The 11,963-nt window shown below is 71.8% G+C and carries 7 protein-coding genes; 3 read left to right on the top strand and 4 right to left on the bottom strand.

Annotation, left to right across the window (positions count from 1 at the left end):
• Positions 1 to 2,361: SbcC/MukB-like Walker B domain-containing protein (locus D7Y13_RS29330; RefSeq protein ID WP_279637129.1), on the top strand; the 2,361-nt coding region annotated here is incomplete at its 5' end.
• Between the two features lie 13 nt (positions 2,362 to 2,374).
• On the opposite strand, the gene D7Y13_RS29335 is transcribed toward D7Y13_RS29330, so the two are convergent.
• Both D7Y13_RS29335 and D7Y13_RS29340 read right to left on the bottom strand, forming a co-directional pair.
• Entirely contained in the window at positions 2,375 to 3,325 is a 951-nt protein-coding gene (locus D7Y13_RS29335) for a serine/threonine-protein kinase (protein ID WP_233595639.1), read from the bottom strand.
• A complete protein-coding gene (locus D7Y13_RS29340; protein WP_120584188.1) occupies positions 3,322 to 4,128 on the bottom strand; it encodes a TIGR02266 family protein in 807 nt (268 codons plus the stop codon). The genes D7Y13_RS29335 and D7Y13_RS29340 overlap by 4 nt, the downstream gene beginning before the upstream one ends.
• A gap of 193 nt (positions 4,129 to 4,321) precedes the next feature.
• On the opposite strand from D7Y13_RS29340, the gene cglD reads away from it, so the two are divergent.
• Entirely contained in the window at positions 4,322 to 7,732 is a 3,411-nt protein-coding gene (gene cglD, locus D7Y13_RS29345; protein ID WP_120584187.1) for an adventurous gliding motility lipoprotein CglD, read from the top strand.
• 139 nt (positions 7,733 to 7,871) lie between these two features.
• On the opposite strand, the gene D7Y13_RS29350 is transcribed toward cglD, so the two are convergent.
• Complete coding sequence (locus tag D7Y13_RS29350; protein ID WP_120584186.1) at positions 7,872 to 9,632, bottom strand: M14 family zinc carboxypeptidase; 1,761 nt, start codon at positions 9,630 to 9,632, stop codon at positions 7,872 to 7,874.
• Positions 9,633 to 9,663: 31 nt separating this feature from the next.
• Complete coding sequence (locus tag D7Y13_RS29355) at positions 9,664 to 10,599, bottom strand: MBL fold metallo-hydrolase (protein ID WP_120584185.1); 936 nt, start codon at positions 10,597 to 10,599, stop codon at positions 9,664 to 9,666.
• Positions 10,600 to 10,764: 165 nt separating this feature from the next.
• On the opposite strand from D7Y13_RS29355, the gene D7Y13_RS29360 reads away from it, so the two are divergent.
• On the top strand, positions 10,765 to 11,963 hold a 1,199-nt coding region (locus tag D7Y13_RS29360), incomplete at its 3' end, for a sensor histidine kinase (protein ID WP_120630840.1).

Below are 11,963 nucleotides of genomic sequence, written 5' to 3' on the forward strand. Positions count from 1 at the left end.
GGGGAGGACGGGGGCGCGGCGCGACGGGCGCTCCGGGAGGCCCTGCTGGCGCGGCAGGATGCGTTGGGGGCACTGGCGCTCGCGGGGGAGGGCGCGCGGGTGGAGGGCTCGGCGGAAGGCGACGCGGACGCGGAAGTGAAGGCGCACCGCGAAGCCTCGGAGTGCGCGCGGGAGGAGGCGAAGGGCGCGGCGGCGCGGCGTGCGACGCAGGAGGCGATGCTGCAGGAGGCCCGGCGTGCGCAGTCGCGCGCGGAGGCGACGCAGGGACTGGCCTCGCACCGGGCCGCGCTGCACGAGGGCGAAGCCTGTCCGCTGTGTGGTGCGCTCGAGCATCCGTATGCCCGCGAGGGTTCGGCGTTGGAGGGGCTGGTCGCGGAGGCCGCGGCCCGGGTGGTGGAGCTGGAGTCGGCGCGGGATGTCGCGGCGAAGCAGGAAGGCGCGGCGAGCGTACGGCAGGCGACGGCGGACACGGCCGCGACGCAGGCAGAAGGTCGGCGCGACACGGCAGCCCGCAGGCGCAAGGGACATCAGGAATCCTGGAGGGCAGCGCGCGAGCGGTGGACCCGCGCGGTGCTCCCCGGCGTCGACGTGTCCTCATTGCCCGGAGAGGTGCGCTCCGGCGTGGATGGCTCGCTGTCCCCGGCGGCCGCCGCATCGCTGGCAGGCAGGTCCGAGAACTCCCGCGCTGGGGACGCGCCCCCCGAGCACGCGGAGGCCGCTAGCGCGCAGGCGTGGACCCAGAGGGCGCAGGAGGACGTGCGCGTCCGGCTTGCGACCCTGCGTGAGGAGGAGGAGTCAGCGGAGCTCCGGGCCGCCGCCGCGCGAGAGGCCCGTGCCCGCTTGGAGACCCTGCGCACGCGACGCGAGGGCTCCGCCGAAGCGCTGCGCAAGGCCGAGGATGCCCTTGCCCGCGCGGTGCAGGCCCACCGCGAAGCGCTTCTTCGCCGCGACACCGCTCGCGAGGCACGACAGCGCGCGCTCACCGAGGTCGCTCCGCCGTTCGCCAATGAGACCTCTCCCTGGCAGGAGAAGCTCGCGGAGGATCCGCTGCGCTTCCAGGGTCGGTGCCTGGAGCGCGTGACGAAGTGGCGCGAGCGCGTCGCCGAGCTCGAAGCCGCGCGCAAGCGCCTGGAGGAAGAGCAGGGCCGCCGTGCCCGGGAAGAGGTCCGCCTCCAGGCCCGCCACGAGGACGCCCAGACCGCGGCCGGACGTGCGAGCCTCAAGGACGCCGCCTTCCAGGACGCCTCGAAGGCCCGCGCGCGACTGCTCCAGGGCCGTCCCACGCAGGAGGTGCGCGCGGAGGTCCAGTCGCGGCTCGACACGGCCGTGGACGCCTACGAGCGCGCCCGCGAGGCCGCCGAGTCCCTCCAGCAGGCGGAGAAGGTGGCCACCGCGCGCGCCGAGGACGCGGTGCGTCTGCGCGCCGAAGCGGTCCGCGCGCTCGACAGCGCCCAGGCGGTCCTCGCCGAACGCCTCGCGGGCCATGGCACCACGCTGGAGCAACTCAAGGCCCTGCTGTCCCGCGATGCCGCCTGGTGCGACAGCGAAGCGCGCTCGCTCAACGCCCTGCGCGAGTCCGTGGCCCAGGCCCGCGCCGTGCTCGTGGAGCGCCAGGAACGCCGCGTCCGCCATGAAGCCTCGGGCCTCCCCGCGCTGGCCGAAGCCGACGTCGCTGACCTCTGCGAGCGCCTGCGCACGGATGTCGACGTGCGCCGCCGCGCGGAGGCCATGCTGCGCGCCCGGTTGGACAATGACGACGCGGCCCGCGCACGACACGGCGCGGAGGCACGCGCGCTGGAGCTGCGCCGGGGCGCGGCGGAGGTGTGGAAGACGCTGGGCGACCTCATCGGTTCGCACGACGGGAAGAAGTTCAAGGTGTTCGCCCAGAGCCTCACGCTGGATGCGCTGCTCCTGCACGCCAACGCGCACCTGCGCGAGCTTGCGCGCCGCTACCGGCTGGAGCGCGTGCCCGGCCACGACCTGGACCTCCAGGTGGTGGACGGCGACATGGGCGACGAGGTGCGCAGCGTCGCCAGCCTCTCCGGCGGCGAGAGCTTCCTCGTGTCCCTGGCGCTCGCGCTGGGGCTGGCCTCGCTGTCGTCGGAGACCACGCAGGTGGAGACCCTCTTCATCGATGAGGGCTTCGGCACGTTGGATCCGGAGACGCTGGAGGTGGCGCTGGCCACGCTCGACGCGCTCCAGGCCACCGGCCGGCAGGTGGGCATCATCTCCCACGTGAGCGGGCTGGCGGAGCGCATCGGCGTGCAGGTGCGCGTGGTGAAGCAGGGCGGCGGTCGCAGCCGGCTCGTGGTGGAAGGCGACGGCGGCATCACCGTCGCCTTGGGACAACAGGTGGCGTGAGCCGCCCCGGGCGTCAGCCCGACACCGGCTCCGCGCCCATCAGGCCGCGCACCACCGCGGCCACCGCCAGCGGCGTCGCCACCCGGTCGTCGCTCAGGGCCGCCAGCGCCCGGGCGAACTGCTCCGCCGACGAGAAGCGCTGCGCGGGATGCGGCGCGAGCGCCCGGTCCAACACCAGCGCCAAGGGGTCGGACACCTCCGGCGCCAGCATGCGCACGGGCGTCACCCGCACACCCCGGATGGAGGCCTCCACCTCCTCCTCGGTGCTGCCCTCGAAGGGCGACTCCAGCGACAGCAGCTCGTACAGCAGCACCGCCGCTGCCCACAGGTCCACCGCCACCGACACCTCGCCCGCGAGCAGCTCCGGGGAGCGGTAGTGCTGCTTGCCCATGCGCCGCCAGTCCACCGCCATGCCCGCGCGCGAGCGGGCCACGCCGAAGTCCGCCAGCTTCACCTCGCCGCCGCGCGACAGCAGCACGTTGTGCGGCGACACGTCACAGTGCACCACCGCCAGCGGCCGCCCCTTGGCGTTGGTGGCCGCGTGCGCGTGCGCCAGCGCCTCCAGCACGTGCCGCACCATCATCACCGAGATGTCGATGGGCAGCTCGATGCGCCGACGCCGGCACTGCGCCAGCACCCGGCCCAGGTCGGTGCCCTCCACCAGCTCCAGTGCCAGATAGGGCCCGTCCGCCTGCTCGCCGTACTCGCGGAAGCCCACGATGTGCGGATGCGACAGACAGCGCGCCAGCTCCGCCTCATGCAGCAGTTGCTCGCGCGCCTCGGGGTCCCTCGCGCGCTCCGGACGCACGCGCTTGAGGGCCACCTCCTCGCCCGCCAGCATCCCCTGCACCATCCGCGCGCGGAACACCTCCGCGTTGCCGCCGCGCCCCAGCCGGGACAACAGCTGGAAGCGCCCGCAGTCGCGGGGCCACTTCTCCAGGGACCCTTCCTCCTGCGTGGTCACGCCTTCTCCCCGCCGACCAGACTCGCCAGGTAGTCGTCGAGCGTCCGCGAGAAGGTGGCGTCGTCGCTCAGGAACGCCAGGCCCACGCCGCCCGTGTACGGCGCGTCCACCACGTGCACCACCAAAGCCTCGCCCTGCAACCGCTGGCCGTTGGGCAGCTTCACGTCCACCGTGACGACGCTGTCCTGGGGCGGACGGTGCGCGGTGCGCACGAAGAGGCCGCCGTTGGAGATGTTCAGCGCGTGCTCGCGCACGAAGTCCAGCTCCGTGCGGAACTCCAGCTCCAGCTTCACGGCGAAGCGCCGGCCCCGGCGCTGCGGCCCGTCCTCCGGCGCCTCCTCCTCCGGGGCACGGTAGGACTCGCCGCCCCGCGTGGGCGCGGGTGCGACTTCCGGCGCGGGCGCGGTGGAAAGGGGCGCGGACGGCGGCGGTCGCGCGGCCAGCGCCTCCAGGTGTTGCTGGAGTTCCTGCGCCGCCTGCGCACGCTCGTCGCCGGTGAACGGCGTGCCGCCCGCCAGCGTCTTCGAGCGCAGGGCGTCCCGCTCCGACTTGGGCAGCCGCCACAGCTCCACGAAGGTGCCGCCACTCTTGCGCACCTCCTCGCCCAACCGCTCCACCGCCGCGCGCGGATAGCCGGGCACCTCCACCTTCACCTCCAGCGCACCCTCCTCGTCGCGGAACGCCACCAGCAATTGCATGGACTGCGCGGACGGCAGCAACGCGCCCAGGCCCTCCACCACGGACGCCGCCTTCGCGGGCGACGCCCCTCCCCTCCACACCGCCGCGAGACCGAAGACAGGCACGGGCCGGACGATAGCCGAGCCCTCCAGTCCCCCGTCCAGACAGTGCGGTCGGAAACAGGCGACAGCGGCGGACGCAAAGTTTCCAAATCGAGATGCGTCCCTCCTACCAGGGGAGCACCTACATCGGAATTCCGCTCGGCTCCTTCTATGCTGGGGCCTCTCCGTAACCCCCCTTCCCGGAGTGCCAACTCGTATGCGCAATTGGATCCGACTCTTCTCCGGCACCCTGCTTGCGGCCACGCTGCTTGCGGGCTGCGGTGGCAGTGACCCAGACCCCGATCCGGGCCCCGGCCCAGGCACCGACGCAGGCCCCTCCGACGATGGCGGCAGCGGCACCGACGCCGGTGTCGTCGACGCGGGCTTCGACGCCGGCTACGTCGAGGACGCAGGCATCATCGTGGACCCCGATCCTGACCCGGGCAAGGTCCCCACCGACCCGTATGATCCGACCAACGCCACCAAGGACTCGGACTGTGACGGCCTGACGGACCAGGAGGAATACTCCACCGTCTACACGGGCGGGCTGAAGACGAGCCCCGGCCTGCGCGACACCGACGGCGACGGCATCCGCGACGGCGTGGAAGTGGGCCGCACGAGCAGCGTGGTCCCCACCTGTTCGTTCTACCCGGATGAGGATCCGGCCTCGCGCACCTCGCCGGTGAAGGTGGACACGGACGGCGACGGCCTGCCGGACGGCCTGGAGGACGCCGACCGCAACGGCAAGCGCGACCTCGGAGAGACGGACCCCAACACCGCGGACTCCGACAATGACGGCCTGTCCGATGGCGTGGAGGACGCGAACAAGAACGGCTCGCTGAGCCCCGGTGAGACGGATCCGCGCAAGCGCGACACCGACGACGACGGCCTGCCGGACGGCCTGGAGAAGTCCACCGGCACGGACCCGCTCAAGCCCGACACCGACGGCGACACCTGCTCGGATGGTTCGGAGGACACGAACAAGAACGGCGTCCACGACCCGGGTGAGAAGAACCCGCGCGTGGCGGACTGCGCCGCGTCCGTCCCCGACACCGACTTCGACGGCATCCCCGACTCGGTGGAGGACGCCACCCAGACGGACAAGACCAAGGCCGACACGGACGGCGACGGCGTGGCGGACGGTGTGGAGGACAAGAACAAGAACGGCCGCGTGGACTCCGGTGAGACGGATCCGCGCCTGACGGACACCGACTGCGACGGCCTCCAGGATGGCGCCGGCCGCAACGCCTTCCTCGGGGAAGACCCCAACTCCAACGGCATCGTGGAGGCCGGCGAGACGAACCCCACCAACCCTGACACCGACGGTGACGGCCTGCTGGACGGCGTGGAGCGCGGCGTGGCGACGGCGGCGGCCCCCCGCACCACCTGCGGCTACTCCGGCGACGCGGACCCCACGACGAAGACGGACCCCACCAAGCCGGACTCCGACGGTGACGGCATCCCGGACGGCGCGGAGGACTCCAACCAGAACGGCCGCGTGGATCCGGGCGAGCTGAACCCGAACAACCCCGCGGACGGCGCGGCCAACACGCCTGCGGGCAAGGCGTGCAGCGCGCAGAACCTGCGCACGGTGACGTTCCGCGAGGACAGCGGCGCGGACATGCGGCTGGCGCTGCCCAACACCTTCAAGACGGCCAACCTCATCAACATCAAGGCCTCCGGACAGACGGTGGGCGTGATGGGCTACGACGACACCAAGCAGGTGACGTTCATCGCGTACAAGCGCGCCCAGGTGGGCGCTTCCACCACGCCGTCCGACGACGAGTCGGGCATCCGCACCGGCACGCCGGAACTGGCGACGGCGACCGTGGAGTTCACCCAGACGTTCACGACCTGGGACGGCTTCCCCGCGGCGGTCTCCCGCTACGCGCTCGCCGGCACCACGGACCTCAAGGCGTTCACCAACACGCTGGTGAAGGCGCTGGTTCCCGCCACCACGGAGCAACTGGGTGGCAACGCCGGCATCACCGGTCCGTTCAAGATTCAAGCGCAGTACGTGCACCGCTCCGACCAGAGCGTGGTGGTGGTGCTCGCCATCACCCCGGCCGGCAGCTACACGGAGGCGGGCAGCCTGTTCACCACGGCGGACACGGCGGGCGGCTCCGCGCTGGCGCAGTTCGGCGACGCGGACGCGGTGCAGTGCGAGGTCTTCACGGGCAACACCGCCATCGTGGACTTCCTCTTCGTGGTGGACGACAGCGGCTCCATGGCGTCGTCGCAGACGTACCTGGCGGAGGCCGCCACGGCCGTCGCCAACAAGCTGGGCAACGCCGCGATGGACTGGCGCCTGGGCATGGTGACGACCAGCTACACCCACGGCGCCAAGCCGAACACGGGCGTGCTGCGCAACTTCACCACCAACGTGAACCAGTTCAAGTCGTGGCTGACCCAGAACGCGGTGTGCAACAACAGCGTGTGCGCCGTGAAGGCCGGCACCAACTACACCCCCATCCCCAACACCGTCTGCACGACGGACAAGCAGTGCTGGGTGGGCCTCGCGGGTGACGGGGCCGAGCGTCCACTGGAGTCGGCGCGCAAGGCCATCAACGACCTGGGGGCCTCCCAGGGTGCCGCGGACACGAAGCTGCGCGCGGGCGCCAAGCTGGTGGTCATCATCCTCACGGACGTGAAGGACCAGTCCACGGACACGGTCGCCAACTACACGGCGTACTTCAACAACACCGGCACCGCGTCCGGGACGACGAGCAACCCCACCGGGCAGTCCATCCAGGTCCACGGCATCATCTGTCCGCCGGATGGCGGCCGTTGTGACGCGTCCGAGGACCCCACCAACCCGCGCCATCTGGACGTCATCCGGGCCACGGGCGGCGTGTCGGGCAGCCTCCGGGACAAGGTGGCCATCACCAACACCATCAACGCCATCGTGGACAGCGTCATCGCCTCGGTGGGCTACCGCACGCTCAAGCCGCCCATCGGCGCGTCCTTGAAGGTGGCCGTGGCCGAAGTGGTGGACCCCGCCGCGTGCCCGAGCATCGGGGACCTGCCGCGCAGCCGCACCAACGGCTTCGACGTGGACGGCATCAACCGCACCGTGTCGTTCTACGGCGCGTGCCGTCCCAAGACGTCCGGTCAGACGCAGGCGGCGCTGTCGTACCGCTACTGGATCGACCGCTCGAACAACCCCAACGGCAGCCCGCCGCCCTGTTCGACGGACACCCAGTACTACAACCCGAACGAAGCGGACTTCTGCACGGGCAAGCTCGCCTGCAACCGCGTCACGGACAAGTGCGAGTGCCCGGCGGATTGCGGCGGCACCGCGCCCGCGGGTCAGGTGTGCAACACCGACCGCGCCGTGTGTGACTTCACCTGCGCGCCGGACTGCGGCGGCGAGTGCGGCACGTTCGAGACGTGCAACACGAACTCCTGCTCGTGCTCCTGCGTGCAGTCCGCGTCCTGCGCGGCGGGCTACAAGTTCGACAACAACGCCTGCGGCTGCGTCTGCGACACGGGCGCGCTCAACTGCGGCACCGGCTTCGCGGCCGACCCGGGCCTCTGCGCCTGCGTCTGCCAGCCGGACTGCGGCGGCTGCGCCCCGGGCTTCACGTGCAACGTCAGCGCGTGCGCCTGCGAGAAGCCCATCGGTTGATGCGGCGGGAATGAAGACGCTCCCCCGGCGCCGCGCGGACCGGGGGAGCGTGGGTGACTGAGAAGCAAGGCATCCAGAAGCCCCCGGTCTTCACGTCCCTTCCAGGGACCTGAGGGTCGGGGGTTTCTTCGTTCCGGGGCTACTTCTTCCCGGCGGCGGCCTGCGGAAGGCCCGCGACGCGGTAGACGGGGTAGAGGCCGAAGCGCTCATCCCAGGCCGGGTGGCGCTCCGCGAAGAAGCGCAGGCGGGCGCGCGGATCCTTCGCGAACGCGGGGTCCTTCAGCTTCTCCTGGAAGGCGGCCTTCACGCCCGCGTCCTTCGCGAGCAGCTCCCGGGCGAAGGGCTCCACGACGTAGTCCTCGATGTATTCCTTCTGCTCGAAGTGGGCGTTGAAGAAGCCCCACGCCAGGAACGAGTCCGGCCCGGACGGCTCGAAGAGGTGCGCCACCAGCTGCACGTTCTTCTGCGCCACGGGCACGTAGAGCGAACCTGCGGCCACATCCTGCGTGTCCGGCTTCCATTCACCCTTCGCGGTGAGGGTCTGGTGGCCTTCGTTGGACTGGGCGCGGAACTGGAAGTCCCGCGAGCGGAACGACTCCACCTTGGCGGCGGGCACCGCGCGGGGGATGCGCTGGAAGGTGATGCCCTGCGTGACGAGTTTCGGCTCCACCCATGCGGCGTGGGCCGCGGGGACGACGTAGCCGCCCGCGGGCAGCGTCACGGTGAGCGTGGGCTTCAGCTCCGGCGCGTACGGCACCGTCCACGTCTGGGGCTTCGTGTCGTCGTAGCGGATCCACGGCTGGCCGGAGATGTCCGACGGCCCGCGCTCGTACGCATAGCCCTTGAACTGGAGCGTCTCCCGCTTCGCGGTGTTCCCCCAGCCGAGCACCACCTCGCGCACCTGGCCGGAGGTGGCCTTCTGGTCCTCCGCCTTCACGGCGGCCAGGAGCGCGGCGCCGTCGCGGGCGACGAGGCGCAACAGGCCCTCCAGCACGTCGCGGGTGGCCTTCACGCGCTGGGCGTGGGTCTTCCACGAATGCGTCTCCACCAGCACGCCGAAGCGGTGGTGGATGGACCAGAAGCCGTGGCTGAAGCGGGGCGGGGGGACGCCGTAGGCGAAGCCGCTCGTCGGGTCATCGTCCTCGAGGAAGGACGGGTAGAAGCCGAGCGGCTGGTGGCCCTGGGCGGTGAGGCCGGTGAAGAGCTCCGCGACCAGCTTCGTGCCCAGCGCCTGGAGCGCGGGCGGGCCGGACTTCTGGGGCTCCAGGCCCACGGAGACGTCGGGTTCGAACTTGGCGCCGTCGGTGACGTGCAGGTCCACGTAGACGAGCGGGTCCCACGCGTTGAGGTACTTGAGCAGCAGCGCCATCTCCGGCGCGTCCACCTTCACGTAGTCGCGGTTGAGGTTGAGGTTCTGCGCGGTGGTGCGGAAGCCCATCTCCTCCGGGCCCACCTGGTTGGGGCGGTGGTTGGGGTTGAAGCGCTCGTGGCCGTCCACGTTGAAGACGGGGACGAAGACGGCCGTGACGCCCTTGAGCACGTCCGGCAGCGCCTTGCCCTGGAGCGCGTCGCGCAGGAGCCAGTAGCCGGCGTCCTTGCCGTCGATTTCACCCGCGTGGATGCCGCCCTGGAAGAAGACGACGGGGCGCTGCTTCTTGCGCGCGGCGTCCGCCGTGAGGGTGCCGTCCTGGCTGACGACCAGCGCCACCAGCGGGCGTCCCTCCGGGGACAGGCCCAGCGTGTCGCAGCGCGCCCTGCCGGGGAACGCCTTGGGAAGGGCGCGACAGAGGGCTTCGGCTTCCGCGTAGCGGCCGGTGCGCGTCCAGCCGCTCTGCTCGGAGGTGGAGGTGAGGGGTGGTGCCTGCGTGAGGACCAGGGCGGTGAGGGTGGGCAGGAGCATGCCTGCTTGAGAACACAAGCCCCGCCGGGGCTCAACCGTGGCGCACGGTGTGCGTGCCGCCCACGGGCAGCACGTGCACGCGGTCGCGCGGCCAGCCCCGGCGCAGCCACTCCGCGTCCAGGCGGACGGGCGGCTCGTCGAGCGGCTCGTCGGTGAGCTTGAACGTGCCCCAGTGCATGGCGAAGAACGCGAGCGCCCCCAGGTCCTCGAAGGCCTGCACGGCCTCCTCCGGGTTCATGTGCTGGAAGCGCATGAACCACGCCGGGTCATACGCGCCAATGGGCAGCAGCGCCGCGTCCAGGTGCGGGAACCTGGCGCCAATCTCCTTGAAGCCCTGGAAGTAGGCGGTGTCGCCGGAGTGGTAGACGCGCGCGCTGGAGCCCTCCACCACGAAGCCGCCCCACAGCATCTGGTTGGCGTCGTTGAGGCCGCGGCGGCTCCAGTGCTGCGACGGCACGTAGTGCACGCGCACGGGCCCCACCTGCGTGGACTCCCACCAGTCCAGCTCGCTGAAGGGCAGGCCCTCGCCCTGGAAGATGGGCGCGTGGCCCAGGCCGGTGATGACGCGGGCCCCCACCTGCTTGAGCGTGGGCAGGTCCAGGTGGTCGTAGTGGTTGTGGGACACGAGGCTCGCGGTGATGGGCGGCAGCTTCTCCACCGGCACGCCGGGCGGCACGTTGCGGTGGATGACCACGTTGATGGCGTCGCGCAGCACCGGGTCGATGAGCAGCGACACGCCATCCAGTTGCACCAGCCAGCTTGCGTGACCCAGCCACGTCAGCCGCGCGCCCTCGCCCGGGGCGGGAGGGGTGGCGAGCACCGCGAGGTCCGGCTCCACGTGCGGCACGGTGGCGCGCGCGGGCGACTTGCGGCGCTTGCCCGAAAGCTTGTCCACCACGGCCCACTTGAAGACGGTGTTGAACGGGTGCGGTCCGCTGCCATCCAGGTTCTTGAAGCGCATCGCCATGAGTGGCTCCCCGTGTCGGGCATCCCTCGAGGATGGACCCGCACGCCTCTCGGGTGGAGTCATGCTCGGCAGGCGGGGCGGGGCGCAAGGGGAATGAGGTATCGGGGCTCTGGTGGAGGACACCGGGGCGCGGGACCGGGCCCCGGCCATATAAGAAGGCCCGTGATGCGCCCTGTCTCCGGCACCACCACCCGCAGGTTGTTGCTCGCGTTCGGCGCGCTGGTGGCGCTGTTCGCGGCGGCGTCGGGCTATGCGCTCGGCCGGCTGTCGGACATCCATGAGGGCACGCACGCGCTGCGCGAGGTGGGCGGACGGGCGCGGGAGGCGCGCGAGCTGGCCACGGCGGTGCGCGACCAGTACGCGCACCTGGCGCACACCATCATCCTGGGCAATGACAGCCACCGGCGCTTCCACACGGAGGCCCGCGCCCGCGTGGAGGCGCTGACGCGGAGGCTTTCGCAGCAGGCGCGTGACGCGGAGGAGCGCGCGGCGGTGGCGGACATCCAGGCGGCGGGTGACGCGCTGGACGTCCTCTACCGGGACACGCTGCTGCCCGCGGTGATGGCGAAGGACGCGCGCGCGGTGGAGGCGGCGCACGGGCGGGCCCTGGAGTGGGTGTCGCGCATCCAGGCGCGGGTGGATGGGCTGACGGAGCGCTCGGACGCGTCGATGGCGGCGTTCGAGGCGCACGTGGGCGCGGTGGAGCGCGACAGCTTCCGCTGGGCGCTGCTGTTCCTGGGCGGGGCCACGCTGTTCGCGGCGGGCGTGGGCGTCTACATCGGCAACTCGGTGGCGCGGCCGGTGGCGCGGCTGTCGGAAGGGGCGGCCCGGCTGGCGCGCGGGGACCTGGACGTGCGCATCCCGGAGGATGACCCGGGGGAGCTGGGCCATCTGGCCGCGCAGCTCAACCGGATGACAGGGGCCCTGCGCGCGCACCAGTCACAGCTCGTCCAGCACGAGAAGCTCGCGGGCATCGGCCGGCTGGCGGCGGGCGTGGCGCATGAAATCAACAACCCGCTGGGCGTCATCCTCGGGTACGTGCGGCTGTTGCAGCGGCGGGCGGAGGGCACGCTCGCGGAGGACCTGCGCGTGGTGGAGGAGGAGGCGGTGCGCTGTCAGGACATCGTGGAGGGGCTGCTGGACCTGTCGCGTCCGGGACGCGGGCCGGTGGAGCCGGTGGCGCTGCGCGAGGCGTGTGAAGAGGTGGTGGCCCGCCTGCGCGAGTCCGCCCTCCTGGGCCCGGTGACGGTGGAGGTCCACGGTGAAGGCATCGCGTGGGTGCAGCCGTCCCGGTTGCGGCAGGTGCTGCTCAACCTGGTGAAGAACGCGGCGGAGGCGGCGGGGGAGGGTGGACGCTGTCTCTT

The organism is Corallococcus praedator, from assembly GCF_003612125.1.
Classification (GTDB): Bacteria; Myxococcota; Myxococcia; order Myxococcales; family Myxococcaceae; genus Corallococcus; species Corallococcus praedator.